This window comes from Nonomuraea sp. NPDC049152 (genome assembly GCF_040648355.1).
Classification (GTDB): Bacteria; Actinomycetota; Actinomycetes; order Streptosporangiales; family Streptosporangiaceae; genus Nonomuraea.
In genome coordinates, this window is sequence record NZ_JBEZDO010000031.1 from 32,225 (window position 1) to 58,290 (window position 26,066).

Annotated in this window: 23 protein-coding genes; 7 read left to right on the plus strand and 16 right to left on the minus strand. The window is 70.2% G+C overall.

Features of this window, described 5'->3' with window-relative positions; all coding sequences use genetic code 11:
* From AB0B45_RS40030 to mfd, 15 genes are all read right to left on the minus strand, one after another.
* The gene (locus AB0B45_RS40030) at positions 1-516 is read right to left on the minus strand and encodes a peptide deformylase (protein ID WP_358142174.1); all 516 of its coding nucleotides are present in this window, start codon (positions 514-516) and stop codon (positions 1-3) included.
* The gene (locus AB0B45_RS40035; RefSeq protein WP_358142177.1) at positions 513-1,025 is read right to left on the minus strand and encodes an ACT domain-containing protein; all 513 of its coding nucleotides are present in this window, start codon (positions 1,023-1,025) and stop codon (positions 513-515) included. Before AB0B45_RS40035 ends, AB0B45_RS40030 begins: the two co-directional genes overlap by 4 nt.
* Positions 1,026-1,073: 48 nt before the next feature.
* Positions 1,074-2,393 (minus strand): NAD(P)/FAD-dependent oxidoreductase, encoded by a 1,320-nt coding sequence (locus AB0B45_RS40040; RefSeq protein ID WP_358142180.1) that lies wholly within the window; start codon positions 2,391-2,393, stop codon positions 1,074-1,076.
* Positions 2,394-2,504: 111 nt separating this feature from the next.
* Positions 2,505-3,314, minus strand: coding sequence for a uracil-DNA glycosylase (locus AB0B45_RS40045; RefSeq protein ID WP_358142183.1), 810 nt, complete (start codon positions 3,312-3,314; stop codon positions 2,505-2,507).
* 136 nt (positions 3,315-3,450) lie between these two features.
* Entirely contained in the window at positions 3,451-4,374 is a 924-nt protein-coding gene (locus tag AB0B45_RS40050; RefSeq protein ID WP_358142187.1) for a hypothetical protein, read from the minus strand.
* The gene (locus tag AB0B45_RS40055; protein WP_358142190.1) at positions 4,374-4,700 is read right to left on the minus strand and encodes a PadR family transcriptional regulator; all 327 of its coding nucleotides are present in this window, start codon (positions 4,698-4,700) and stop codon (positions 4,374-4,376) included. Before AB0B45_RS40055 ends, AB0B45_RS40050 begins: the two co-directional genes overlap by 1 nt.
* Before the next feature lie 118 nt (positions 4,701-4,818).
* Positions 4,819-6,291: a hypothetical protein gene (locus tag AB0B45_RS40060; protein ID WP_358142193.1), complete on the minus strand. Its 1,473-nt coding sequence runs from the start codon at positions 6,289-6,291 to the stop codon at positions 4,819-4,821.
* A 175-nt stretch (positions 6,292-6,466) separates the two neighbouring features.
* Complete coding sequence (locus AB0B45_RS40065) at positions 6,467-7,420, minus strand: Ppx/GppA phosphatase family protein (RefSeq protein ID WP_358142196.1); 954 nt, start codon at positions 7,418-7,420, stop codon at positions 6,467-6,469.
* The gene (locus AB0B45_RS40070) at positions 7,417-7,923 is read right to left on the minus strand and encodes a DUF501 domain-containing protein (RefSeq protein ID WP_358142199.1); all 507 of its coding nucleotides are present in this window, start codon (positions 7,921-7,923) and stop codon (positions 7,417-7,419) included. The genes AB0B45_RS40065 and AB0B45_RS40070 overlap by 4 nt, the downstream gene beginning before the upstream one ends.
* Positions 7,910-8,347, minus strand: coding sequence for a septum formation initiator family protein (locus tag AB0B45_RS40075; RefSeq protein ID WP_358142202.1), 438 nt, complete (start codon positions 8,345-8,347; stop codon positions 7,910-7,912). Before AB0B45_RS40075 ends, AB0B45_RS40070 begins: the two co-directional genes overlap by 14 nt.
* 543 nt (positions 8,348-8,890) lie before the next feature.
* On the minus strand, positions 8,891-10,168 hold the full coding sequence (gene eno / locus AB0B45_RS40080) for a phosphopyruvate hydratase (RefSeq protein WP_358142205.1): 1,278 nt from the start codon (positions 10,166-10,168) through the stop codon (positions 8,891-8,893).
* A gap of 42 nt (positions 10,169-10,210) precedes the next feature.
* Positions 10,211-12,106, minus strand: a complete 1,896-nt coding sequence (locus AB0B45_RS40085; protein WP_358142208.1) for a serine/threonine-protein kinase — start codon at positions 12,104-12,106, stop codon at positions 10,211-10,213.
* Positions 12,107-12,182: 76 nt separating this feature from the next.
* Positions 12,183-13,100 carry a MazG family protein gene (locus tag AB0B45_RS40090; protein ID WP_358142211.1) on the minus strand — a complete coding sequence of 306 codons (918 nt, stop codon included), beginning with the start codon at positions 13,098-13,100 and terminating at the stop codon, positions 12,183-12,185.
* A gap of 1 nt (position 13,101) precedes the next feature.
* The gene (locus tag AB0B45_RS40095; RefSeq protein WP_358142214.1) at positions 13,102-13,692 is read right to left on the minus strand and encodes a SurA N-terminal domain-containing protein; all 591 of its coding nucleotides are present in this window, start codon (positions 13,690-13,692) and stop codon (positions 13,102-13,104) included.
* 72 nt (positions 13,693-13,764) lie between these two features.
* On the minus strand, positions 13,765-17,253 hold the full coding sequence (gene mfd / locus AB0B45_RS40100; RefSeq protein ID WP_358142216.1) for a transcription-repair coupling factor: 3,489 nt from the start codon (positions 17,251-17,253) through the stop codon (positions 13,765-13,767).
* A gap of 281 nt (positions 17,254-17,534) precedes the next feature.
* Between mfd and AB0B45_RS40105 the strand changes: the two genes are divergently transcribed.
* The 3 genes from AB0B45_RS40105 to AB0B45_RS40115 are packed head-to-tail and all read left to right on the plus strand — an operon-like array spanning position 17,535 to position 20,400.
* Entirely contained in the window at positions 17,535-18,248 is a 714-nt protein-coding gene (locus tag AB0B45_RS40105; protein WP_358142219.1) for a methyltransferase domain-containing protein, read from the plus strand.
* Positions 18,249-18,292: 44 nt separating this feature from the next.
* Positions 18,293-19,522 carry an adenylyl-sulfate kinase gene (gene cysC, locus AB0B45_RS40110; RefSeq protein ID WP_358142222.1) on the plus strand — a complete coding sequence of 410 codons (1,230 nt, stop codon included), beginning with the start codon at positions 18,293-18,295 and terminating at the stop codon, positions 19,520-19,522.
* Entirely contained in the window at positions 19,510-20,400 is an 891-nt protein-coding gene (locus AB0B45_RS40115; RefSeq protein ID WP_358142225.1) for a sulfite exporter TauE/SafE family protein, read from the plus strand. Before cysC ends, AB0B45_RS40115 begins: the two co-directional genes overlap by 13 nt.
* Here AB0B45_RS40115 and AB0B45_RS40120 read toward each other — a convergent pair.
* The gene (locus AB0B45_RS40120) at positions 20,345-21,409 is read right to left on the minus strand and encodes a hypothetical protein (protein WP_358142227.1); all 1,065 of its coding nucleotides are present in this window, start codon (positions 21,407-21,409) and stop codon (positions 20,345-20,347) included. The two genes, AB0B45_RS40115 and AB0B45_RS40120, sit on opposite strands and share 56 nt — an antisense overlap.
* A 251-nt stretch (positions 21,410-21,660) precedes the next feature.
* Between AB0B45_RS40120 and AB0B45_RS40125 the strand changes: the two genes are divergently transcribed.
* Genes AB0B45_RS40125 through AB0B45_RS40140 form a run of 4 tightly spaced genes read left to right on the plus strand, consistent with a single transcriptional unit; the run spans position 21,661 to position 26,060 of the window.
* Positions 21,661-23,019 (plus strand): Wzz/FepE/Etk N-terminal domain-containing protein, encoded by a 1,359-nt coding sequence (locus tag AB0B45_RS40125; protein ID WP_358142229.1) that lies wholly within the window; start codon positions 21,661-21,663, stop codon positions 23,017-23,019.
* Positions 23,016-24,311 (plus strand): hypothetical protein, encoded by a 1,296-nt coding sequence (locus AB0B45_RS40130; RefSeq protein WP_358142232.1) that lies wholly within the window; start codon positions 23,016-23,018, stop codon positions 24,309-24,311. Before AB0B45_RS40125 ends, AB0B45_RS40130 begins: the two co-directional genes overlap by 4 nt.
* The gene (locus AB0B45_RS40135; RefSeq protein ID WP_358142234.1) at positions 24,304-25,209 is read left to right on the plus strand and encodes a hypothetical protein; all 906 of its coding nucleotides are present in this window, start codon (positions 24,304-24,306) and stop codon (positions 25,207-25,209) included. The genes AB0B45_RS40130 and AB0B45_RS40135 overlap by 8 nt, the downstream gene beginning before the upstream one ends.
* A 5-nt stretch (positions 25,210-25,214) precedes the next feature.
* On the plus strand, positions 25,215-26,060 hold the full coding sequence (locus AB0B45_RS40140) for a sulfotransferase domain-containing protein (protein ID WP_358142237.1): 846 nt from the start codon (positions 25,215-25,217) through the stop codon (positions 26,058-26,060).
* Positions 26,061-26,066 lie beyond the last annotated feature (6 nt).

A 26,066-nucleotide genomic window follows, 5' to 3' on the forward strand; every position in this document is an offset into this window, starting at 1 on the left:
TCAGGCGTAACAAGAGTGAGATCTGTGGTGAAGTGCCCGCGCTCCGGACACTCTGTCCAGGAAGAGCAGCCCGTCCAGATGATCCAGTTGATGCTGGATGCACCGGGCTTCAAAGGCATCGGCCTGGATCGTGATGGATTCGCCCGTCCTGGGCAGCTCGCCGTACACCGTGATCCTGGCGGCCCTGGGGACCTCGCCGAGCAGACCGGGCACGGAGAAGCAGCCCTCCCTGCCGTGACGCCAGTCAGACGCCTCGGCCAGACGCGGATTGACCAGCGTCAACGCGCCCGCGCTCGACCTGCTGCGCGGGTGGAGGCTGGCGTTCACGGCGATCAGCCGCCAGCTCAGCCCGATCTGGGGCGCGGACAGGCCCGAGGGCTTGCCGATCTCGCGCAGGGTCGTCAGCAGGTCGGCGGCGGCGGAGACGACGAAGGGGTCCGTGGGGTCCACGAGCTCGGCGGCCGTGGACAGCACGGGATGAGGAGCGCGGAGGACCTCGCGCGGTACCCCGCTCACAGCAGATCCGGCTCGCCGGGCCGGAAGGTGATCTCCGAGCCGAGACGGGCCCCGACGACGGCCAGCCTGCGCATGAGATCGGCCACGTCGACCGAGGCGGGCAGGTCGACGTCGGCGATGAGCACGTAGAGGCGGCCGCTCAGCCTGGTGCTCATGCCCGTGATGTTGCCGCCGACCGAGGCCAGCACGCCCGCGACGGCGGAGATGATCCCCGGCTTGTCCGGGCCGTGCAGGGTGAGCACGTAGCCGAGGCCGATGCCGGGGCGGCTGAAGTGTCGGCGCGCGTCGACGGCCGCCGCGCTGATCACGACGTCGGGAACGCACACCTTCTCACGCAGCTGCTCGGCGGTCAGCTCGCCCGCGACGAGAAGCATCATCGCGACGTGCCCGCCGAGCAGCGTCATGGTCGAGTCCTGGATGTTGACGCCGCAGTCGGCGAGCGATCCCGTCACCTCGGCAATAACGCCAGGCCGGTCGACGCCGAGCACGGTCACCGCAGAGAGCCCCACCCCTGGATCTCCCCCTTCTCATCGTGCGGGAAGGAGGGTTCCGAAGCGTTAGCGACGGCGGTTGCTCGCGACCGCCGCCCTGAACCCGTCGCGCGGGTGCTCCATCTCGCCGAGAGACACGGTCTCCCGCTTGAAGAACAGCGCCAGGGTCCAGTCCGCGACGACGCGGACCTTGCGGTTCAGCGTCGGTACCCGGGACAGATGGTAGGTGCGGTGCATGAACCATGCAGCCAATCCGCGAAGCTTGATGCCGTAGACGTTCGCCACGCCCTGGTGGAGCCCCAGCCCGGCGACCGATCCGACGTACTTGTGGCGGTATTCGACCAGTTGCTGTCCGCGGAGCGAGCGGACGATGTTGTCGGCCAGCACCTTCGCCTGCCGTACGGCGTGCTGGGCGTTGGGCGCGCAGTACTGGCCGGGGTTGGTGACGTCGGGCACGCCCGCGGCGTCACCGGCGGCGAAGGCGTCCTTCGTCCCCGCGACGGTCAGCTTGGTGGTCGTCTTGACCCTGCCGCGCTCGTCGATCGGCAGGTCGCCCTCGGTCACGACAGGGCTGGGCTTGACGCCCGCGGTCCAGACGAGGGTCTCGGCGTCGAACTCGGTGCCGTCCGACAGCACCACGTGCCCGCCGGTGGCCGACTCGAGGCGCGTCTCCAGCTTGACCTCGATGCCGCGCTCGCGCAGCTGCTCCAGCGTCCACTTGCCCATCTCGGGGCCGACCTCGGGCAGCACCCTGTTGGTCGCCTCGACGAGCACCCAGCGCACGTCAGCCGGGGTGATGTTGCGGTAGTAACGGGTGGAGTCCTTGGCCATGTCCTCGAGCTCGGCCAGCGCCTCGACGCCCGCGAACCCTGCGCCGACGACCACGAAGGTGAGCGCCCGCCTGCGGACCTCGGGGTCCTCGGTCGACTCGGCCACGTCGAGCTGGTGCAGCACCCTGTTGCGCAGGGCGATGGCCTCGCCGACTGTCTTGAAGCCGATGCCGATGTCGGTGAGCCCCGGGATCGGGAGGGTCCTCGAGATCGAACCGGCGGCCATCACCAGCAGGTCGTAGGAGATGTCCCTCGGCGCGCCCTCGCTGGGAGCGAAGGTGATCACCTTGCCGGCGTGGTTGACCTTGGTGACCACGCCGTTGAGGATCTCGGCCTTGGGCAGCACCCTGCGCAGCGGGGCCACGACGTGCCGCGGCGACAGGTTGCCCGCGGCGGCCTCGGGCAGGAAGGGCTGGTAGGTCATGTAGGAGTTGGGGTCGATGACGGTGATGTGCACGCTGCCGTCGCGCAGCTCCTTACCGAGCTTGCGCTGCAGCCGCAGGGCGGTGTACATGCCGACGTATCCGCCGCCGACGATCACGATGTGCTTGTTCACCACGGGGTCCCATCCTCGAGTTCACGCTTGTGAAATCTTTCACAAGCATATCCGTGGAACCTCGTGGGTGGCCATGGCATTCCCGAGTGAATCTCCCCACATTTCGCCGCCTCAGTTCTCGGGCCCCTCTCCAGCCAGCTCGGAGGCCCTGGCGAAGACGGCGTCGAGCATGGGGGCGGTGACCCTGCCGGTGAAGGTGTTCTGCTGGCTGGGGTGGTAGCAGCCGAGCAGCGTCACCTCCGCGCCGCCGTACGACAGCGGGACCTCGACGCCGTGGCCGAACGGCGGCCTGGTGCGCGGCATGCCGTACCCCGTCTCCTTGAGCGCCGGCCAGACGGCCTGCCAGGCGTAGCCGCCGAGCGCCACCACCACCCGCACCCTGTCGGCGACCAGCGCGAGCTCGCGCTGGAGCCACGGGTAGCAGGCGGCCCTCTCCTCGGGCAGCGGCTTGTTGGCGGGCGGCGCGCAGCGCACGGCCGCCAACACGCGCGCGTCGACGAGGCGCTGCCCGTCGCCCGCCCGCACGCTGGTCTCCTGTACGGCCAGCCCCGTGCGGTACAGCGAGGCGAACAGCCAGTCGCCGCTGCGGTCGCCGGTGAAGATGCGCCCTGTCCTGTTGCCGCCGTGCGCGGCGGGCGCCAGCCCCACGATCAGCACACGCGGCTTCTCCTCCCCCCAGCCGGGGACGGGCCGCCCCCAGTACGTCTCCTGGGCGAAGGCCTTGCGCTTCACCTCCGCGACGTCCTCCCGCCACTCCACGAGCCGGGGGCAGGCCCCGCAGACCGACTCGCGGGCCGTCAGCTCGGCGAGGGTACCGCTGGCGGCCGCGAGCTCCCTCACCTCCTCGGGCGAGCGCGCCACGGGGGTGCCGGGAGCCGCGGGATCGTCAGGCCAGCCGGTGCCGGGAGGTACGAAGCTCATGGCACCGATAGTGCCCGATCAGGTGCGGGCGACGGAGCAAGGGGCCTCGGCCGTCCGCGCGGAGCCGTCGCACAGGCCGCGCGAGTCCTCGCCGAACCGCGCCTCGTCGTGGACCGTCTTCGACGTGGTTCCGTGGCTACTCAGATCTCTTCGTGGGAGAGGGACTCCTCGTGGCGGATGGCAGGGGAGCGGCCGTGGCGGACGGCAGGGGGCCGGGCGAGGCGGACGGCGCCGCGCAGGCCGAAGGAGCCTTGGTGGGCGCGAAGGCGGTGCCGGTGTCGTCCACGGTCTCCTCGTACTGGACCAGGGGCAGCGGGTAGCGGTTGAGCACGGGCTCGCCGCATCCGCGGTCCACGACGTAGCCGGAGTCCTCGAAGCTCGTGGTGACCGGCCTGCCGTCCTGGTCGTAGAGGTAGACGTCGCTCAGCGGCGTCCCGTCCTTGGAGTACGGCCTGATGTTGATGACGTCGCCGAGGGTGGAGACAGGGTTCATCATCACCGGCTCCTGGTAAGCGATCGCCGGCTCGAAGCTCCTCTCCTCCGCGGCGGCGAAACCGGCGAGCAGGGCGAGCACACCGATGCCGGAGGCGAGCGCCGAGGCGATCGTCACCCATCGGCCCCTCCTCGCCCTGCCGAGCGTGTACGACAGCCAGATGGCGAAAGCGACCAGGGCGAATTCGCCCAACGCGTCGGGCACCAACTGCGGCCTGTCCGCTACTGAGATCAGCAGCATGGCCAGGACGTAGCCGCGCAGCACCCACCACCCTGGCCGCAGCTCGGGGAACAGGCCCGTCAGGCGGGCCACGGCCGGATGTCCGGCCAGAGAGGCTCCCGTCGCCCTCAGGTCGAACCTCCTTCGCCGCTCGCCGGTCCTGCCGCCATAGGCGGCGGCCAGCTCGGCCGCGTACGCCTCGGGCGGCCCCAGGCGCACCTCGAGCGGCACCTCCGATTCCGACGCCACCTCCGCCAGGTGGTCATCGAGGTCTTCCAGCAGTTCTTCGCTGTTGGGATGGCCGGCGAGAGTCTCTCGTACGGCCTGCGCGTACTGTTCCGGTGTCATCAGTGGTGCCTCTCCTTGAGCAGGTCGGCCATGGTGGCGGCGAAGGAGGTCCAGGTCGTGGCCGAGGCGGCGAGCTGGGCCCTGCCGACGTCGTTCAAGCCGTAGTACTTGCGGTGCGGCCCCTCGTCGGAGGCCACCACGTACGAGGTCAGCGCGCCCGACTTGAACAGGCGTCGCAGCGTGCCGTAGACGGACGCGTCGCCCACGTCCTCCAGCCCTGCTTCTCTCAGCCGCCTGACGACGTCGTAGCCGTAGCTGTCGCGTTCGTCGAGGACCGCCAAGACGGCGAGGTCGAGCACGCCCTTGAGGAGCTGGCTGCTATCCACGCGATGCACACTACTGTGCAATGCGCAGTAGCAGCAACAGAAAACCGGGCGGCGCCGGCGAAGGCACCGCCCGGTCTCAGTTCAGCCGATCAGACACCCGCAGGTGCCTTCTCGTCTTCTAGCTGTTGGCAACCGGAGCCGGCGCAGGGCAGTGGTCGCCGTACGTGGCCAGGCTGGCGTCAGACGCGCCACCCGCGAGGGTCGCCTTGGCGTGGATGCCGTTGGTGCCCGCAGCCGGGAGGCTGTAGGACACGGTCTGGCTGCCCGCCTTGTCGAAGTCGAGGGTGACGTCCTTGCTGAAGCCGCCCACCTCGCTCCGCAGCTGGACGAGGACGTTCTTCGCGGCACCGTTGACCGTCACGGTCGCGGTGGCGTTGATCGTCGAGCCCTTGCCGTCCTTGCAGGTGCTCTGGTCGTGCACGGCGGAGACGCTGACCTTGACCGAGGTCGCACCAGGCTCGGGCTTCTGGCAAGCCGCGTACGACTGGGAAGCCGAGTCGCGGTTGTTCGGGCCCGAGATGGAGATCGACACGGTGCCGCCCTTGGTGGCCTCACCGCTCAGCGCCTGCTCCGACAGCGAGACCGACTTGCTGCCGGCGTCACCGAAGTAGGTGTCGCCGGTCGCGACGGCCTTGCCGTTCACGGACCACACGTACTCGACGCGGCCACGGCCGGTCGAGGAGATGGTCGCGTTGGCGCCGACCGCGCAGGTGTTGTGGTTGGTGCCGGTGGTGGGAGTGGACACCGAGACCTTGGTCTCGTTGTGGCCACCGTCATCCTTGCACCAGACCTTGTAGCCAGCGCGGTTGGACTCGGTCGCGCCACGGCCGAGGGTCTCGAGGACCGCCCAGCCACGGTGGCTGGAACGCGGGGAGAAGCCGAAGCCGACCTTCCGCGAGTTCCAGACCTTGACCTTGCCCCGGTCGACGACGTCACCGTTGAGGATCCAGCGGTAGTGCACCCAACGCGGGGTGTCCACGCTGATCACACCGGTGAAGTCGATCTTGTCGCCGGGAGTACACGGACCGACGTACGTGCTCGGGGACGCCCATGCGCGGGCGGTCACGTCGTCGTAGTCGGCCTCGTGCAGGCCATCGTTGTCGTTGTTGCCGTTGTCACCACACGTGACCGAGAAGTGGACCTTCTTCGACGTCGCGTGCTTCGGGCCGAGGACCTCGACGGCCTCCCAACCCTTGACGTTGTCCGTGAACTTGATGGCCTGGGACACGTTGATCGTCTTGACCCCGTTGCCCGCGACCTTCTTGGTCTGGACCTTGCCCTTGGACCCATTGCCGTGCAGCCAACGCCACGCGACCGTGGTCTTGCCCTTGAGCTTGACCTTGATCTGCGCGGAGAACTTGACGTTCACCGGGCACGAGCCCTCGTAGTCACGGACAGACGCCTTGGGCGTCGTGACCGAAACCGCGAGCGGCTTGGCCTTGGTGGCCCCGGCAGCCGTGGAGAGCGTGCCGGCCTTGGCCGTGGTCGCCGCCTGTGCGGGAGCGGCGGCCAGCCCCGCGACCATGGCGGCCAGCACCGCAGTCGTGGCGCCGAAGGCGGCCACTCTGCGAGCCAGTCCTGAGGACTTCATGTGAGAGTGCTCCATTCCGTGAGGGAAAAGGTGCGCTCGGGAACGGTCGCCACGCCGGCACACCCCGTGCCGAACCATATGGCAAAGCCCCCGTAAAGCTCCTTTACCTAATCACAGAACAGAATGCACTCTCAACACGCCCCAAAGGGGGTGAATGTCCGAAATCCCGGAAATTTTATGAGATGGACCAGGCGATTCCGTCCAGAATGTCGTGTTCGCTGACAACGACCTGCGGAAACGCGAAACGCCTCACGATGCGGTCCAGAATCAGGGCCCCCGCCCCAATCACATCGACTCGTCCTGGATGCATCACGGGAACTGCGGCGCGCTCACCATGCGTCATGGCGACAAGTCTGCGCGTCACGTTATGAACCTCTTCGGCGGAGAGAATCGCGTGATGAATCCGCTCCGGATCGTAAGCGGGCAGACCGAGCGCGATCCCCGCCACCGTCGTGACAGAACCCGCGAGGCCGACGAGCGTGCGCGCCTGCCGTACCGGGACCTCCGACTCGATCCTGTCGAGCGCGGCCTCGATGTCGGCGACCACCCGCTCGAGCGCCTCGGCCGAGGGCGGGTCGCCCGCGTCACGAAGGTGACGCTCGGTCAGCCGCACGCACCCGATGTCGACCGACAGCGCGCCCAGCACGTGGTCGGTGCCGACGACGAACTCCGTGGAGCCGCCCCCGATGTCGACCACCAGGTACGGCGGCAGCGGACCGTCCGGCACCCCCGTCTCCAGTGACAGGTGCAGCAACCCCTTCGTCGCGCCGGTGAAGGACAGCTCGGCCTCCTCGGCGCCCGAGACCACCTCCGGCTCCACGCCGAAGATCTCGCGCACCCCGTCGACGAACTCCTGGCGGTTGTCCGCGTCACGCGTCGCGCTCGTCGCCACGACCCTGGTGGCGGTCGCGCCGTGCTGCTCGATCAGCTTGCGGTAGTCGCGCATGGCGGTGAACGTGCGCTCCAGCGCCTCCGGCGCGAGCCGTCCCGTCCTGTCGACGCCCTGGCCCAGCCTGACGATCTCCATGCGCCGTTCGACGTCGGTGAGCTCGCCGCACGAGATGTCGGCGATCAGCAGGCGGACGGAGTTGGTGCCGCAGTCGACGGCCGCCACACGCTTGACTGTCACTGCTCGTCCTCCACCCGCACACAGGGACCGTCGGCCCACCAATCGGGCAACGCCTCCAGCGCCTCCGCGCCGAACGGGTTGCCGCCTTTCACCGCCAGTTCGTGCGCGACCAGCGCGTGCAGGCACTTCACCCGGTACGGCATGCCGCCCGTGCTCTGCATGTCACGCGGCAGCGGCTCCATGCCCTCCTCCGCGGCGGCCTTGTCACGCCTGGCGATGTAGTCGTCGTGCGCGGCCTGGTAGGCGGCGGCCAGCTCGGCGTCGTCGGCCAGCCTGGCCTGCATCTCCTTCATCAGCCCCGAACCTTCGAGGGTGCCGATCGCGGAGGCGGCCTTGGGGCAGGTCAGGTAGTAGAGCGTGGGAAACGGGGTGCCGTCGGGCAGCCGCGGCGCCGTCTCGACCACGTCGGGGTTGCCGCAGGGGCAGCGGTGCGCGACCCTGCGCAGGCCCCGCGGCGGGCGTCCGAGCTGCTGCTCGACCGCCTCGATGTCATGGCTTTCCATCGTCCTTCTTCTCCTCGGCCGTGGCCGTGGCAGAGGCCTTGACGCCCTTGCCCGTGTCGGCCGCCTCGACCGACTCCCACAGCGTCTGGTACCAGGGCGGCGTGATCGCGGCCTGCTGCCGCGCGCCCGCCTGGGTCTGCTTCGGCCGGCTGTCGGCGACCATGTAGCACTTCTCGCCCGCGCCGCAGTAGTGGAGCCTGCGCCTGGCTTCGCGCTTGATGTAGTTGGGATCCTCGAGCTGCCTCTTGCGCTCGGCCAGCACGCGCTGCTCCTCCTGCTCCTTGGCCTTCTCGGCCTCCAGCTGGGCGATCGCGCGGCGCTGGGCGACGTATTCGCGCACGGGGTAGGCCAGGCTCATGGCGATAGCGCACACCACCACCGCGAGGATCGCGGCCCGTCCCGTCAACTGCGGTCGCTTCGCCACCTGTGCTCCCTCCGCCTCACTCCGCCGCTTCCCCTACCCAGGGTCGTGACCGCCTCCCCTGCGAGCCTCCCGGCCCACGGCCGCCGCTCCACCGCGAGTAGTCAGACCCTCGCGTCGGGCCGCCGACGGCAGGCCCCGGCCCGTGTCGCCGGCATTCGGCTCGCCCCCGACGCCGGACGGTCACTTGGTGGCCGCCCGTCCGACGGTCACCTCATGGCCAGCCGTCCGACGGTCGATCGATGGTCACCCCGGCTGACAGTCTGCCGGTGATCGCACGCCTGACGGTCACCTCGTCGCCGTCCGTCCGACGGTCTGCCGGTGATCGCCCGGTTGACGTCTGCCGGTGATCTCCCGTCCGACGGTCGGCCGGTTGACGGTTGGCCGGTTGACGGTCGGCCGGTGGTCGGCACCGGTCGGCCGTCTCGCCCGGAGGAGCCCCACGGAGCGGCCCGAACACCCGATGCCAGGGAAGCCCGTCCGGGCGAGCCCGGCGGGTCGGTCTCGGAAAGGTGCCCGAGACCTGGCGCCGGGCCGTACTCGAAACTAGCGCCGGAACCGCGGGAAAGCCGCGCGACCCGCGTAACGCGCGGCGTCGTCGAGGATTTCCTCGATGCGGAGCAGCTGGTTGTACTTGGCCACCCGGTCGGACCGGGCGGGTGCGCCCGTCTTGATCTGACCGCAGTTGGTCGCCACGGCCAGGTCGGCGATCGTGGTGTCCTCGGTCTCGCCCGAACGGTGGCTCATCATGCAGCGGTAGCCGTTGCGGTGGGCCAGGTCGACCGCGTCGAGCGTCTCGGTCAGCGTGCCGATCTGGTTGACCTTGACCAGCAGCGCGTTGGCGGTGCCCTCGGCGATGCCGCGGGCCAGCCGCTCGGGGTTGGTCACGAACAGGTCGTCGCCGACCAACTGGACCTTGTCGCCGAGCGCCTTGGTGATCTTGTTCCAGCCTTCCCAGTCGCTCTCGTCGAGCGGGTCCTCGATGGAGACCAGCGGGTAGGACTCGACCAGGTCGGCGTAGAAGGCGATGAGCTCGTCGGCCGACAGGCCCTTGCCGTCGATGGTGTAGACGCCGTCCTTGTGGAACTCGGAGGCGGCCACGTCGAGCGCGAGCGCCACGTCCTCGCCGGGCGTGTAGCCCGCGCGCTCGATGGCGACCAGGATCAGGTCGAGGGCGTCACGGTTGGAGGGCAGGTTGGGGGCGAAGCCGCCCTCGTCGCCCAGGCCGGTGGCGTAGCCCTTCTCCTTCAGCACGCCCTTGAGCGCGTGGTAGACCTCGGTGCCGACGCGGACGGCCTCGCGGAACGTCTCGGCGCCGATCGGCGCGATCATGAACTCCTGGATGTCCACGTTGGTGTCTGCGTGGGCACCGCCGTTGAGGATGTTCATCATCGGGACGGGCAGCACGTGCGCGTTGGGGCCGCCGACGTAGCGGAACAGCGGCAGGTCGGCGCTGTCGGCCGCGGCCTTGGCCACGGCCAGCGACACCCCGAGGATGGCGTTGGCGCCCAGCTTGGCCTTGTTGGGCGTGGCGTCCAGATCGATCATGATCTGGTCGATGATGCGCTGCTCGTCGGCGTCGATGCCGAGGATCTCGTCGGCGATCTCGTCGGTGACACCTAGCACGGCCTTCTCGACGCCCTTGCCGCCGTAGCGCTCGTCGCCGTCGCGGAGCTCCACGGCCTCGAACGCGCCGGTGGAGGCGCCGCTGGGGACCGCTGCGCGGCCTGTGCTGTTGTCGTCGAGGAGGACCTCGACCTCGACCGTCGGGTTGCCCCGGGAGTCGAGGATCTCGCGGGCGGAAACGGCCTCGATGGAAGCCACGTCAGGCGCTCCTAGAGTCGAAGGGCGGTTTGCCATGAAAGCCTATCGACCCTTGCCAGCTGGTACGCCATCGAGGCTCCACATCCTCATGCCGTCTCCGTTGACGCCCGCCACCACGACGGGCTTGCCGCCGACCGTGCCCGTGGCGACGGCGCTCACCTTGCCCGAGCCCATCACGGTGGCGACGGGCTCGCAGGTCCGGAGGTCCCACACGCGCACCCCGGCGCCCGCGCCGATGAGCTTGTCCCCGCTGCTCGTCAGGTGGGCAGTGGACTGGCTGACCTGGCAGGTCGGGCCTACGCCGTCGAAGTCGACGACGTCCACGCCTACGCGCAGCTGTACGGCCAGCCTCCCCTGCTCGGTGGCATGGACGGCGACCGCGCCCTTCTGGTCGCGGAACTCCGGCTTCAACGCCGACCACGGCCGCCAGCGGATGACGCGGCCCTTGACGGTGTTGATGAACACGCTCTCGCCGTCCCCCACCGTGGACACGCTCTCGACCGCCGCTCCTGAGTAGAACGAGCCCGTCCTCTTGCGCGTCGCCAGATCCCATGCCTGCACCCCGCCCTCCGGGCAGCCCACCACGACCGCGGCGCCCTCCGGCCTCGGGACGACGGCGAAGTGCGGCGTTCCCTTGCAGACGGGAATCGACTGCACGGGCGCGGAGCCGCCGGGGTACCACCAGCGCACCGTGCCGTCGTCGGCCCCCCACACCAGCGCCTGCCCATCGCCCATGGCGGCGAAGGCCAGCGAGTCGACGCCGCGGACGCGCTGCGGGACCCGGGCCAGCATCCGGCCCTTGACCGGGTCCCACACGCTCAGCAAGGCCGTCGACGAGTCGACGGCGGCCACGACGGCCGACCCGTTGCTCTCGCCGACGGCCACCGCCTCCACCACTCCCTTGCCGAACGCCGCCCCCACCTGTCTGCCGAAGGCAGGGGCGGGCGCGGAGGACGGGCTGCCGGCGGTGCTCGTGACCACCGGGCCCGAGGACCCTCTCTGGCCCTGCCATACGAGGCCCAGGGCCAGTCCCCCGACCAGTGCCACGCCCACGCCTGCCACCACGACCGGGCGGCGCCGTCGTGCCGGGGCCGTGTGCCGAGCCCTGTGCGACGGTCGGCGAGAGGCGCCGCGGGCGGCGGCCGCGGCCTTGGCGTGGAAGGCGTCGTCGGCTGTGGAGCCGTCCAGGAGGGACTGCAGCACGTCGTCGGCCGAGGGGCGAGCGCCCGGCTCCTTGTCCAGGCACGCGGCCAGCAGCGAGCGCAGCGGCTCCCCGATCCCGCGCAGGTCAGGCTGCGCGGTGAGGATGCGGTGCATCACCGCGGGGATCGACTCCCCGGCGAACAGGGCCTTGCCGGTGGCGGCGAAGGCCATGGTGGTCGCCCACGCGAACATGTCGGAGGCGGGGCCGGCCGGATGTCCCGCGATCTGCTCGGGCGACATGTAGCCGGGGGTGCCGACCACGCTGGAGGCGGTGGTTCCCGCGTCCATGGCCTTGGCGATGCCGAAGTCGATCACTCTGGGCCCGTCGGGGCCGATGAGCACGTTGCTCGGCTTGAAGTCGCGGTGCACGATGCCCGCCCGGTGGATGGCGGCCAGCGCGGCCGCCGTGCCGACGGCCAGCCGCTCCACCGCGCCGTCGGTGCGTGGGCCCTCCTTCGCGACCAGTTCCTGCAGCGAAGGGCCCTCGACGTACTCACTGACGATGTACGGCCTGCCCGCCATCAGACCCGTCTCGATCACTTTGGCGGTCGAGAACGCGGCCACCCGCGCGGCGGTCGCGCCCTCCTGCAGGAACCTGCGCGTGGCGTGCTGGTCGCCGAGCAGCCTGGCGTGCAGGAGCTTCACCGCGACCCTGCGGCCGTCGGGTCCCTCCCCCAGGAACACCGAACCCTGACCGCCGTCGCCGATCCCGCCGAGCAGGCGATAATCGCCCACCTCGTGCGGCTCACCAGCGTGCAATCGCCTCAATTCCCCCATGCCGGACGATCCTGGCATCAGGGAAGGCCGTTCGCTACCGGGTCTCCCAGGCTTCCACCCGATCGCGGTACGTCCTGGCCGCGGCCCGCAGCTCGGCTTCGGCGTCGAGCCCCGCCTGCTGCGCCCGCCGTACCAGGTCGAACAGCTCCCTGGCCACGCCCTGGCCGACGGCGTGGGCCAGGCCCTCGGGCGCGCCCGCGCTCTCGGCCCTCCGGATCAGCTGCGCGGCGAGGGAAAGGGCAGGCTGGCCCATCGGCACCCCGTCGAACAGGTCCTTGCCCTCCCGCTCGGTGGCCTTGATGGCCTCCCAGTTGGCGTTGACCTCGTCGGCGCTCTCGACGATCACGCTGCCGAACACGTGGGGGTGGCGCCGCACCAGCTTGGTGACGATCGCGTCGGCCACGTCGTCGATGTCGAAGCCCTCGGCCACCCGTGAATGGAAGGCGACCTGCAGCAGCACGTCGCCGAGCTCCTCGCGCAGCGCGGAGTAGTCGCCCCGCTCGACGGACTCCTGGACCTCGTAGGCCTCCTCGATCAGGTAGGGCACGAGAGAGGAGTGGGTCTGCTTGCGGTCCCACGGGCACTCGGTGCGCAGCCTGTCCATCACCGCGACCAGGTCGAGGACGCGGGCGCCAGGCAGGTCGTAGGAGCCGGGGACGACCTCGATCACCGGCGGGTCGTCGAGCGCGAGAGCGGCGTGGCCGACGGCGCGCATGAAGTGCTCGTCCTCGGTGGCCAGCCAGACCACCGTGCCGTCGACGGCCTGCCGTACGAGGGCGGCGTGGTCGGGGACGACCACCTCCACCTCGATGCCCGCCTCCGCCAGGAACGGCAGCTGCGGGTGGTCCTCGGAGGCGGTCAGCACCCGCCCCGACGCCAGCGCCCGCCACGCCTGGTGGCTGAGCACTCCTGGCGCGACGCGCGGCGAGGTGGTGACGACGACGAGCGGCATCTCAGCCCTGGGCGGCGGAGGTCAGCTTGCCGAAGCGGCCCGCGTCGACGAAGCCCTTGTTGGGGTCGAAGGTGCCGTAGCGGGGGCTGTAGGTGATCTTGATGGCCGCGGCCTCCTGGATCAGCCTCTGCTGGCCGCGCTGCTGGGCGGCCTGGTCGGTGCCGCCGCCGTACTGCTGCATCAGCTTGGAGATGGCGATCGAGGTGCCGAGCCACTGGCGGGTGTAGGCCGGCGGGACGCCCTGGACGAGCGTCTTCTGCTCCAGCGCCTCCAAGCCGCCCTGCGCGGCGATGAACTGGTCGATCTCGCCGTCGGTGACCTTGGTGCCCGCCCTGGCGGCCAGCTGCCTGAACTGCTCGACGTTGACCATCTGCAGCAGCGCGTACTGCGTGACGGGCAGCTGCAGCTGCGACTGCGGGATCTTGGCCTTGGCAAGCGCCTCTTCGAGCTGCTTGACGTGCGTGTTCAGATCGCTGGCCGCGATGCGCTCGTCGCCGACGATGGCCGCGGAACCGGCCTGCACGGGCGACGAACAGGCGGTCACCGCGACACCCAGCGCGGCGACGGCCACGGCCACTCGAATCGACTTCACCCTTGATCCCTTCGCGATCCAGCGCGCTGCCCGAGCCGATTGTGGACGGTACGGGCGCGCGTTTCTCGTCGGTTACTTTACCCTCGCCGGTTCGAGGAACATGACCTCGACCAGGTCGGAGCACCATTTCAGCAGTTCCAGGTCGCGCAGCGGCACCCCACCCAGCGGCTTGGTCTTCGGCGCGGGCACGAGCAGCGTCTCCGCGGCCTGCTTGTAGATCGCCTTCTTGTAGAGGCGGTCCAGCCTGACCTGCTGCGACTCCTTCAGCACCACGGGGCCGAACTTGATGTTCTGGCCCTGGAGCGTCACGTCCGTCAACCCCGCCAGGCGAGCCTTGAGCCGGAAGCGCGCGACCGCCAGGAGGTTCTCCACCTCGACGGGCGGCTTGCCGTACCGGTCGGTGAGCTCGTCGCGCACCTCGTCGATGTTGATCTCGGCGGTGATGGCGGCGATCCGCTTGTACGCCTCCAGGCGCAGCCGCTCCGAGGTGACGTAGTCGTGCGGGATGTGCGCGTTGATGGGCAGCTCGACCTTGACGTCCTGGTGCTCCTCCTCGACCTCGACGCCCGACAGCTTGGCCTTCTGCTCCTGGACCGCCTCCGCCATGAGCCTGACGTACAGGTCGAAGCCGACTCCGGCGATGAATCCCGACTGCTCGGCGCCGAGCACGTTGCCCGCGCCGCGGATCTCCAGGTCCTTCATCGCGACGTACATGCCCGCGCCCATCTCGGTGTGCTGGGAGATGGTGGCGAGGCGCTCGTGCGCGGTCTCGGTGAGCGGCTTCTCCGGCGGGTACAGGAAGTAGGCGTAGCCGCGCTCACGCCCCCGGCCGACGCGGCCGCGCAGCTGGTGGAGCTGGGACAGGCCGTAGTTGTCCGCCCTGTCCACGATCAGCGTGTTGGCGTTGGGCACGTCGAGGCCCGACTCGACGATCGTGGTGCAGACGAGCACGTCGTACTCGCGCTCCCAGAAGCCGACCATGATCTTCTCGAGCTGGTGCTCGTTCATCTGGCCGTGCGCCACCGCGATGCGCGCCTCGGGGACCAGCTCCTTCAGCCTGGAGGAGACCCTGTTGATCGAGGCGACCCTGTTGTGGACGAAGAAGATCTGCCCGTCGCGCATGAGCTCGCGTCTGATCGCCGCGGTGAGCTGCTTCTCGTCGTACGGCCCGACGAAGGTCAGGATCGGGTGCCGCTCCTCCGGCGGGGTCAGGATCGTCGACATCTCGCGGATGCCCGTCAGGCCCATCTCCAGCGTGCGCGGGATCGGCGTGGCCGACATCGCCAGCACGTCGACCTGCGTGCGCAGGTGCTTCATGGCCTCCTTGTGCTCGACGCCGAAGCGCTGCTCCTCGTCGATGATGATCAGGCCGAGGTCCTTGAAGCGGACCTCGGGGCTGAGCAGCCTGTGCGTGCCGATCACCAGGTCGACCTGGCCGGCCTTGAGCCCTTCGAGGGTCGCCTTGACCTCGCCGTCGGTCTGGAAGCGGGAGATGGGCTTGACGCTCACGGGGAAGCTGGAGAAGCGCTCGCTGAACGTCGACAGGTGCTGCTGCACCAGCAGCGTCGTCGGCACGAGCACCGCGACCTGCTTGCCGTCCTGCACCGCCTTGAACGCCGCCCGCACCGCGATCTCGGTCTTGCCGTAACCGACGTCGCCGCAGACCAGCCTGTCCATCGGGACGGGCCGCTCCATGTCGCGCTTGACCTCGTCGATGGCCTCCAGCTGGTCGCCCGTCTCGGCGTAGGGGAAGGCGTCCTCCATCTCCCTCTGCCACGGCGAGTCGGGCGCGAACGGGTGGCCCGGGCTGGCCATCCGCGCGCTGTAGAGGCGGATCAGCTCGCCGGCGATCTCCTTGACGGCCTTCTTCGCCCTCGACTTGGCCTTGGCCCAGTCGGCGCCGCCCATCCTGTTGAGCGTGGGCGCCTCGCCGCCGACGTAGCGCGTCACCTCGTCGAGCTGGTCGGTCGGCACATAGAGGCGGTCGCCCTTGGCGTACTCGATGACCAGGTACTCGCGGGTGGCGCCCTGCACGGTCCGCTGGACCATCTCGATGTAGCGGCCCACGCCGTGCTGCTCGTGCACCACGTGGTCGCCGACCTTGAGCTGCAGCGGGTCGACCATGTTCCGCCGCCTGCTGGGCAGGCGGCGCATGTCCTTGGTGCTCGCCTTCTGCCCCACCAGGTCCAGATGGGTCAGTACGGCGAGCCCCGACGTCACGAAGCCGTGCTCGATGAGCCCGGTCGAGACGTGCACCACCTTCGGCTCGGGCGCCCTGTCCAGATATCTCGACAGGCGAGCGGGAACGTCCACGCCCTTGAGCAGCTCGACCATCCGCTCGGCCGACCCCATGCCCTCACTGAGCAGGACGACGGCCTTGTCCTCGCCCAGCCAGCCCTTGATGTCTGCCAGCGCCTTCTGGGTGTCGCCCCGGTAGGACTCGCTGTCCTGCGCGTCGAGCTCGACGCCCTCGCCGAAGGGCGCCATCGTCCACCACGGCAGGCCGAGCGAGTCGGCCTGCTCGCGGACCTCCTCCAGCGTGCGGAAGGCCGCCGCGTCGAGGTCGATCGGCGCCTCGCCGCCGGCCGCCGCGTTGATCCACGACGCTTCGAGGAACTCCTGGCTGGTCCTGACGAGCTCCTCGGCCCTGCCCCTGATGCGCTCGGGATCGCACACGAACACCGCCGCCGTCGACGGCAGGTGGTCGATCAGCAGGTCCATCTCGCCTGCGAGCACGGGCGCGAACGCCTCCATGCCCTCGACCGGCATGCCCTCGGCCAGTTGGTCGAGCACCTCGGCCAGCGAGGGGTGCTCGACGGCCAGCTCCGCCGCCCTGGCCCTGACCTCGTCGGTCAGCAGCAGCTCGCGGCACGGCGGCGCGAACAACCCGTCGTCGGCCGCCTCGAGCGAGCGCTGGTCGGCGACCTTGAACCAGCGGATCTCCTCCACCGTGTCGCCCCAAAACTCCAGACGCAGCGGGTGCTCCTCCGTCGGGGGGAACACGTCGAGCAGGCCGCCGCGCACGGCGACCTCGCCGCGCTTCTCGACCATGTCGACCCTGGCGTAGCCGTTCTGGATCAGCCGCGCGACCACGTCGTCCAGGTCGACGTCGTCGCCCGCCTTGAGGCGGATCGGCTCCAGGTCGCCCAGGCCCTTCACGATCGGCTGCAGCAGCGCGCGGATCGGCGCGACGATGACCGACAGCGGCCCCGCCGTCGCGTCGCCCCGCACCGGGTGCGCCAGCCTCCTCAGTACGGCCAGCCGCTGCCCCACCGTGTCGCTGCGCGGCGACAGGCGCTCGTGCGGCAGCGTCTCCCACGTGGGGAAGACGGCCACGGTGCCCGGCTCGATGAGGCTGGTCAGCGCGGCGGCCAGGTCCTCGGCCTCACGGCCCGTCGCGGTGACGGCCAGGACGGTGCGCTGGTCGTGCTCGGCCAGCGCGGCCACCCCGAAAGGGCGCAGCGCAGCAGGCGCGATCAACGACGCGTCGCCGCCCTTGTTCAGGGCGGCTGTCAGCTTCGGGTCGGCGGAGACAAGGTCAAGCAGTCCGGACAGACTCATCAGATACGCCCTCAAGCCCCACGACGGCAACACGACTACCCCCGGCCGAGTGAGGTCGCGGGGGTCTGTCCGACCAGACTACTTCCACCACAGGCCCGCCTTCCCACCCAAAGCCGAGGACGCCGGGCGGCGTCTCCCGGAGAGCCGCCGCCTCCGGTCCGTTCGCGGCCCACCCTGAGGACGCCCGCCGGAGTTCCAAGAAGAGCGCCCGCTTGAAGGGAAACCCAGGAACGGGCAGGAAATCCCTAACGGCTCGCGATTGTGTGATTACTCTGTGTGATATGGCTGACGTGTGGTCGGTCGCCAGAGGCGACCTCTTCGAGCAGCGGATCCGCGAGCAGTGGACCGAGCAACTGGGGCGCAGGCTCGACCTGCTCGTCGCCGGGTGTGCCCACGACCCGCCACCCTCCCTCGACACGATCGACGCCAGGATCATCGGCATCGACGAGGACCTGCCCGCCATCAGGGCGCTCATGACCGAGCGAGCCGACCTCGACTCGTGGTCGCTCGGCGACCTCCGCTCGGTCCCCGTCCCTCCGCGCTCGTTCGACGCCATCCAGGTGACCTTCCTCGTCGAGCGCATCCACCACGCGGAGCTCGTCCTCGACCGGCTGCTCAACGGCCTGCGCCCAGGCGGTCTCCTGTTGCTGCGCATGCGCGACAGGTCCACCGCCTACGGCCTGTGCGACAGGCTCACCCCCGGGTGGGTCCGCCGCCTGCTGTGGTCGCGCCTGTCGAAGCGCGAGAGCATGTGCCCGCTGCCCGCCGTCTACGAGCCGGTCTCCTCCCGCGAGGGCATGCACGCCTTCTGCCTCATGCGCGGCTTGATGGTCAGTGACGACGTGTCCTCGACCAGCGGCCCCGCCATGGCAGGCATCGGCTCGGCGATCGTGCGCCTGGTCGACAAGCTGTCGCGCGGAAGGTTCACCTCTTCCTACGACGAGGTGACGATGGTCATTAGGAAGCCCCAGAATCATTTCGCCCGGTTGATATGACGGGGTAAGGTATATCCGACTAAGTCGATCGGAAATGTGGAGCGATGACGGCGAACCTCCAGTGGACCCCCGACCCGCGCGAGCTCGCCGACCTTGAGTTGCTGCTCTCCGGCGCCTTCCACCCCCTGACCGGCTTCCTCGGCCATGACGACCTCCACGAGGTCGAAGAGCACGGCACCCTCGCCGACGGCAGGCCGTGGCCCGCGCCGGTGACGCTGCGCGTCCCCGAGGCCAAGCAGGGCGACACGGTCACGCTGCTCGACCCCGAGGGGGTGGCGCTCGCCGTCCTCACGGTGGCGGAGACGGGGCACGACGACCTGGTGTCCGGTCCTGTCGAGGCGCTCGGCGCGGCCGAGCACGGTCCCTTCGCCAGGCTGCGCCGCCTTCCCGCCGAGGTGCGCGAGGAGCTGGCGGGCCGCCCCGCACTGGCCGTCACCATGCGCGGCCCGCTCGACGATCTCAGCACCCAGGAGATCATGGCCGTCGCCGAGGAGCTCGAAGGCATCGTCCTGCTGCTCCCCCTGGCGTACGGCGAAGGCGGCCCCGCGGTGGTCAGAGCCGCGCTGAAGGCCCGCGAGAAGCTGCCCGAGGACACGATCGTGGTCTCGGTGCCGCTCGCCCCTCGCGAGGACCGGGAGATCGACCTGGAGCTGCGCGAGCACGTCGCGGCCGCCTACGGCGCGGCCGAGCACCTGGCCGGCCCCGAGCCCGTCACGCTGCCCGGGCCGCCCCATCGCAGGGGCGTCGTGGTGTTCTTCACCGGCCTGTCGGGTTCCGGCAAGTCGACCATCGCCCGCGGCCTGCGCGACGCCCTGCTGGAGCTCGGCACCCGCACGGTCACCTACCTCGACGGCGACGTGGTGCGCCACCTGCTGTCCAAGGGACTGACCTTCTCCAAGGCCGACCGCGACCTCAACATCCGCCGCATCGGCTTCGTCGCCGCCGAGGCCGCGCGGCACGGCGGGCTGGCCATCTGCGCCCCCATCGCGCCCTATGCCACCACCCGCGAGGAGGTACGCGGGCTCGTCGAGTCCGTCGGCGCCGACTTCCTGCTCGTGCACGTCTCCACACCGTTGGAGGAGTGCGAGCGCCGCGACCGCAAGGGCCTGTACGCCAAGGCCCGCGCGGGCGAGATCCCCGAGTTCACCGGCATCTCCGACCCTTACGAGGAGCCGGAGGACGCCGACCTGGTCATCGACACCACGCACATCTCGATCGGGGCCGCCGTCTCGCGGGTCCTCGACACGCTTCGAAGCGGAGGATGGGTTCGTTGATCGATTTCCCCCTGGTGGCAGGGTCGTTCCTGGTCGCGATCGTCGTCGGGCTGACCGGCATGGGCGGCGGCGCGCTGATGACGCCCATGATGATGCTCTTCTTCAACGTCCCTCCGCTGGCCGCGGTCTCCAGCGACCTGGTCGCCTCGGCCGTCATGAAGCCCGTCGGCGGCCTGGTCCACCTGCGCAGGGGCACCGTCAACCTGCGCCTGGTCGGCTGGCTGTGCGCGGGCTCGGTGCCCGCCGCCTTCAGCGGGGTCTTCCTGGTCAGGGCGTTCGGCGACGGCGCGGCCGTCCAGCAGGCCGTGAAGGTGTCGCTGGGCGTCGCGCTCCTCCTGGCCGTCGCGGGCCTGGTGCTGAAGACCTGGCTCGGCGACAAGGGAGGCTCGTCGAGCGCCCGCGACATCGTCGTGCGCCCTATTCCGACTGTACTGGTCGGTATCGTCGGCGGTGTGGTGGTCGGCGTCTCCTCAGTCGGCTCAGGATCACTGATCATCGTTGCGCTGCTGGCCCTCTACCCCGCGCTCAAGGCCAACCAGCTCGTGGGCACCGACCTGGTGCAGGCCGTACCCCTCGTCGGCGCGGCGGCGCTCGGCCATCTGTTCTTCGGTGACTTCCAGCTCGACCTCACGGTCTCGCTGCTGATCGGCTCGATCCCCGGCGTCTACCTCGGCGCGCGGATCTCGGCGTGGGCGCCGGGCGGGGCGATCAGGGCGCTGCTGGCCGTGGTGCTGCTCGCGTCGGCGCTCAAACTCCTGAACGTGCCCAACACGGCCATGCTCTGGATCGTGGGCGCGGCCGCGGTCCTCGGCGGCGCGGCCCTCACGGTCGCGGCACGGTCGTCGCGGAGAAGTGAGGATCCTTTGCGAGTGCCGTGAAGGCGCGCGCGGCCCCCGGATCGGTGTCGAACCTGGTGTCGCCCCTCGGCGCGCGCGGAGAGTCGAAGTAGACCAACGCCTTGATCTGCGGATAGCGCCTGACCTGCGCCCGCGCCGATTCGAAGAAGGCGCGCTTGCGGTCAGGGGAGAACACGCCCCACTCCGCGATCATGATGGGCTTGCCGGGGAAGCGCCACTGCATCCATCGGTAGAAGCCCGGCCAGCGCGGGTAGTCCTTGCGGGTCTTGTTCACCAGCCCGTCGAAGTCGCGGACCATGGCGTCGGCGTAGGGGTCCATCGCCACCCAGTCGACCACGTCGTCGCCGGGGTAGAGCTGCTCGAACCACGGCTGCGAGGCCCAGTTGGGCGCGCCCATGTAGGTCATGACCGTGATCGCGTTCTTGACCCCCTTCTCGCGAAGCCGCTGCACGACGTGGCGGAACATCGCGGCGTAGTCCGGGGCCGTCATGCCGGAGCCGGGGTTCGGCCTGACGTCGTCCTCAGGCTCGTGGTGGACGGTGAGGAAGAACCGCTCGGGGAAGGTCTCCCTGATGTGGTCGGCCAGCCGGTCGATGCGCCGGTCGAGCGCCCCGTCGGCGATCGCGGCCCAGGTGGTGTCGAACGACGGCTTCCAGTTGACCAGCAGCATCCTGGGGTGGGCGGGATCGCGGGCGAGCGCGATCTCCCTGCCGGTCGGGAACAGTTCCTTGCCTCGATGGTAGACGTGCAGGATGTCGGCGGTGCGGCCCATCCGCTCCTCCGCGTTGGCCAGCCCCGTGTCGGGCGGCAGCCCCGTGAAGATCTCGGGCGCGATCCCCCACCACGCGCCGCAGGACGGGATGAGCTTGGCCGTGACCTCGCAGGCCGGCGACTCGGTGATGCCCAGCAGGCCGTTGATCCTCGCCTCGACCTGGGTGTCCGCCTGCGTCGGCCGGGCCGTACCCGAGGCCGTGGAACAGGCGGGCAGTACGGCGAGCAGAATCAGGGCCGTTGCTTTTCTCAGACGCAAGTCGTCTCCACTCCCCTCGATATTCGTGTCAACCCCCGCCGCGTTGCCGGTCCACACTGCCACGCCTGCCACCTGCGGGGTCACGAATTTCCCGGATCACCAACACCGACATTTCGCGGTAATTCGCGATATTTAACGGGGGTGCCGGGAGAAAATCTTCAGTATTCAACCGTGGAAATATCTGTCCGCCCTATAGTGACGTGACCCCAGTGACTCACAGTCGCGTAGCGACTACAGGGAGATTGCTCTTGATGTCCTCCGGCGCGGACCTGGCCGAGCACGTCTCACTGCTACGCAGGCGCAAGGCCCTGTTCCTCGCCTGTCTACTCACCGGGCTGCTCGGCGGACTCGCGCTGCTGCGCCTCACCCCGCCCGCCTACACCGCCACGACCCAGGTCCTCGTCGCCTCCACCGGCGTGCAGGAGCAGCCCAACCAGGTGACGGGCAGGCAGCGTGAGGCGCTCAACCTCGACACCGAGGCCCAGATCGCCCAGTCGACGGTCGTGGCTGCCAAGGCGGCGGCGGTGCTGAAGGCCACCCCATCGCCGGCGCAGGTGACCGTTCCGCCCAACTCCTCCGTGCTGTCCATCGCGGTCACCGCCGACACCCCCGCCATCGCCGCCGCGCAGTCGCGCGCCTACGCCCAGGCCTACCTCGAACAGCGCACCGAGACCGCGCAGGCCGCGCTCGCCACCCAGCTCAAGGCCCTGGTCGCCAAGCTGAAGCAGGTCAACACCAGCCTGGGCAAGGTGGTAGGCGAGCTGGCCGAGCTCCGCAAGGGCAGCGCCGCGCACACCATCGCGGCCCAGCGGCAGAACGTGCTGGCCAGGCAGGTCTACAGCCTCACGATGAAGTACGACTCGCTGAAGACCGTCGCGGTGACGCCCGGCTACGTCATCAGCCAGGCGGCCGAGCCGACCGCGCCCAGCTCGCCCAGCCTCCCGCTCTACCTCGGCAGCGGCCTGATGCTCGGGCTGCTGTCGGGCGCGGCCGCCGCCTACGCGCGCGACCTGCTCGACAGACGACTGCGTACGGCAGGCGACGTCGAACGGCTGACCGGGCTGCCCGTCCTCGCCGACCTGTCGGGACCGGCCGACTCCCTGGCGCTGCACGAGCTGGCCGCCTCCGTGGTGGCCACGTGCCCTGGGCCGCGGCTGCTGCTGCGCCCGGTGCCGTCGACGCTCGGCTCCACGGCGGTCACGCGGCCGCTGTCGGCCGCCGCGCCCGTCACCGTGCTCACCGGCTCCGACGTCGGCGATCTGGCCAGGGCCGACGGGGCGCTGCTGCTGGTCGGGCTCGGCGCGGCTCGAGCGGACGACGTGGCGCTCGCCGTACGACGGCTGGAGCGGCACTCGGTGCCCGTCATCGGGGCGGTCACCGTCACGGGCACGGCGCCCGCCGCCCCACAGAAGCCGGCACCCTCGAAGCTCACCGCCGGCCTGCCCACGCCGCTCGTCCCCGCCCCCGGCTCCGCCCCCGCGCGGCGGCCCCAGCGGAAGATCAGCCCCGCCACCGGCGACATCCTCGCGAACGGCGGCGCGGACGGTCCGCCAGGGCGCAAGACCGAATCGGCGGAGACGTCCCCGATCCCCCAGGTGTCCGACACGTGACGGTGCGGGACCCCCGCCCAGACAGCCGGGCAGCGTGGCCGATCGCGGCCCTGCTGGTCGGCTATCCCGTGTGGTGGGCGCTCGGCTTCGGGGGCCTCGCGGTGATCGTCCTGGCCTTCCCCATGGCGTGCGTCCTGTGGCGAAGGCGGCCGATCACGCTGCCGCGCGGCCTGGGCCTGTGGGCGCTCCTGCTGGCCGGCTACCTGCTCAGCGCGCTGATGCTGACCGAGATGCCACAGGACACCTACGGCGAGTTCGGCGCGGGCCGGATCATCGGCTACCTCATGCGCCTCGCGCTCTACGTCTCGCTCCTGATCATGGTGCTCTACCTCGGCAACCTCACCGAGCGGGAGCTCCCGCAGCTGCGCCTGGTCAGGATGCTCGGCGTGCTGTTCGTCACCACCGTGGCGGGCGGCCTGCTCGGCGTGCTGTTCCCCTCGTTCGCCTTCACCTCCCCGATCGAACACGTCCTGCCGCGCTGGATCGGCGGCAACGACTTCGTCCAGAACCTGATCCACCCCACCGCCGCCCAGATGCAGAGGGTGCTCGGCCACGCCTCGCCGCGGCCCGAGGCGCCCTTCGAATGGGCCAACGCCTGGGGCAGCAACCTGTCGGTGCTGCTCATCTGGTTCGTGGTCGGCTGGTGGGTGTACGGCGGGCCGCGCAGGAAGGCCGTGACCGTCATGGTCGTCGCGGCGGCGGCCGTACCCGTCGTCTACTCGCTCAACAGAGGCCTGTGGATCGGCCTCGGCCTGGCCGCGCTCTACCTCGTGGTCAGGGTCGGCGGGCGCACCCGCTGGGCGATCTGCGCGGCCGGCGCGCTCGGCGCCGTGGTGTTCGCCGCCAGCCCGCTGGCCGACCTGGTCGTCCAGCGCCTGGACAACCCCCACAGCAACGACATCAGGGCCTTCACCGTGGCCGCCACCATCCAGGCGGCCGCGGGCTCGCCGTTCATCGGCTACGGCAACACCCGCAACGCCACGGGCAACCACCGCACGATCACCACGGGCAAGACCGACTGGTGCCGGGAGTGCGGACACCCGCCCTTGGGCAGCGACGGCCAGCTCTGGCACCTGATCATCACGCAGGGTTTCGTGGGCGCCGCGCTCTACGTCGCCTTCTTCCTCGGCGCGATCCGCCGCCACTGGCCCGACCGCAGCCCCATCGGCCTGGCGGGCGTGCTGGTGATGATCCTCGTGCTGCTCTACATGTTCGTCTACGACGGCCTGGTCACGCCGCTCATCCTCTATCTCATCTCCTTCGCCCTCCTGTGGAGGAACACATATGCGTGACGCCCGCATCAGGCTGCGTTATCTCGGCCAGACCATCCGCCTGCTGTACCCGGGGCCAGGCGCGCCGCACGCCTACAGCCTGCTGCCGCACGCCCTGCTCCCCCGGCGGCTGCGCCCGCGCCGCTGGTGGCACGCGCCCCTCGGGCCGAAGGTCATGCTGCCCGTGGAGGGCTCGATCGAGAGCCACCTGGGCGAGGTGTTCGGCGCCCCCGTCCGCGCGGTCCTCCACGTACGGCCCGCCCGCAGAGCCAACCGCAAGCCCATCCTCGAACTCCACTCCGGCGGTTCGCTGATGGCCTTCGCGAAGATCGGCGACACGCCCAGGTCCCGCGAGCTCATCACCAACGAGGCCGCCGCGCTGAAGAAGCTCGCCGACCTGCCGCTGAAGACCGTCGTGCCGCCGGTCGTGCTCTACCACGGGATGTGGAACGGGCTCGCCGTCCTCGTCATCTCCGCCCTCCCCGTACGGCGGGCCCGCGTCGCGCCCGCGCTGCTGACGGCGGCCGTCGAGGAGATCGCGGCCACCGGCGGCCCCGCGGGACCCGCCTGGCACGGCGACCTGTCGCCATGGAACATCGCGCCCACCGGCGACGGCCGCCTCCACGTGTGGGACTGGGAACGCTACGAGGTCGGCGTGCCGCCCGGCTTCGACGCCGTCCACCACCTGTTCCAGCGAGCGCTGCGCCGCATGCCGCCCGACCAGGCCGCCAAGGCATGCCTGGCCCAGTCGGGGCGCGCGCTCGCGCCGCTCGGGCTCTCGACGGCCCAGGCGCGGCTGACCGCGATCCGTTACCTCATCGCGCTCGCCGACCGGCACGTCGCCGACGGCCACGAGCCCCTGGGCCCGCCCTCGTCCTGGCTCAACCCGCTCGTCGATCACCAGGAGCTGCTCCTATGAACGCCATGAAGCACTCTGTCATGTCCGTCTCCCGCACCACGGGACGGCTGACCTCCGGCGGCCGGCTGCTGCCCTCCTTCCTGATCATGGGAGCCCAGCGCTGCGGCACCACCTCGCTCTACCGCGCGCTCGCCCAGCACCCGCTCCTGCTCAAGCCCGTGCTGCACAAGGGCGTCCACTACTTCGACATGGGCTACGGCAAGGGCCCGTCCTGGTACCAGGGACACTTCCCGCTGAAGATGAGCGCGGTGCTTCTCAAGACGAGGTACGGCATGCAGCCCCTGGCCTTCGAGTCGGCCCCCTACTACCTGTTCCACCCGCTGGCCGGCGAGCGGATCGCCAGAGACCTGCCAGGCGTGAAGCTGATCGTGCTGGTGCGCGACCCCGTCGAGCGGGCCTTCTCCGCGCACTCCCACGAGCTGGCGCGCGGGTTCGAGACCGAGTCGCACTTCGAGTACGCGGTGGAGCTGGAGGTCAGGCGGCTGGCGGGAGCGGACCAGCAGCTGCGCTCCCAGCCGTACTCGGCTCACTACTCGCACCGTCACCACGCCTACCTGGCCCGCGGGCGGTACGCCGAGCAGCTCAACCGGCTGGAGCCGCTGTTCGGGCGCGACCGGATCCTCGTCCTCGACAGCCACGTGTTCTTCACCGAGCCCGAGCGGGCCTACAACCAGGTGCTGGAGTTCCTCGAGGTGCCCGCGATGGGCAAGCCGGTGTTCGAGCGGCACAACGGCAGGTCCAGGCCCAAACCGCTGCCCGAGTCGGTACGGCAGACGCTGATGGAGCACTTCGAGGTGTACGACACGGACCTCGTGCCCTGGCTGGGCGGTGAACCTTCATGGCGCCGGTAACCCCCG

Coding starts and splice junctions, on each gene's coding strand:
- AB0B45_RS40045 (WP_358142183.1), bottom strand. CDS start 3,314: ATGAGCTTCGTACCTCCCGGCACCGGCTGGCCTGACGATCCCGCGGCT.
- AB0B45_RS40050 (WP_358142187.1), bottom strand. CDS start 4,374: ATGACACCGGAACAGTACGCGCAGGCCGTACGAGAGACTCTCGCCGGC.
- AB0B45_RS40060 (WP_358142193.1), bottom strand. CDS start 6,291: ATGAAGTCCTCAGGACTGGCTCGCAGAGTGGCCGCCTTCGGCGCCACG.
- AB0B45_RS40070 (WP_358142199.1), bottom strand. CDS start 7,923: ATGGAAAGCCATGACATCGAGGCGGTCGAGCAGCAGCTCGGACGCCCG.
- AB0B45_RS40090 (WP_358142211.1), bottom strand. CDS start 13,100: ATGCCGCTCGTCGTCGTCACCACCTCGCCGCGCGTCGCGCCAGGAGTG.
- mfd (WP_358142216.1), bottom strand. CDS start 17,253: ATGAGTCTGTCCGGACTGCTTGACCTTGTCTCCGCCGACCCGAAGCTG.
- AB0B45_RS40105 (WP_358142219.1), top strand. CDS start 17,535: ATGGCTGACGTGTGGTCGGTCGCCAGAGGCGACCTCTTCGAGCAGCGG.
- cysC (WP_358142222.1), top strand. CDS start 18,293: ATGACGGCGAACCTCCAGTGGACCCCCGACCCGCGCGAGCTCGCCGAC.
- AB0B45_RS40115 (WP_358142225.1), top strand. CDS start 19,510: ATGGGTTCGTTGATCGATTTCCCCCTGGTGGCAGGGTCGTTCCTGGTC.
- AB0B45_RS40125 (WP_358142229.1), top strand. CDS start 21,661: ATGTCCTCCGGCGCGGACCTGGCCGAGCACGTCTCACTGCTACGCAGG.
- AB0B45_RS40135 (WP_358142234.1), top strand. CDS start 24,304: ATGCGTGACGCCCGCATCAGGCTGCGTTATCTCGGCCAGACCATCCGC.
- AB0B45_RS40140 (WP_358142237.1), top strand. CDS start 25,215: ATGAAGCACTCTGTCATGTCCGTCTCCCGCACCACGGGACGGCTGACC.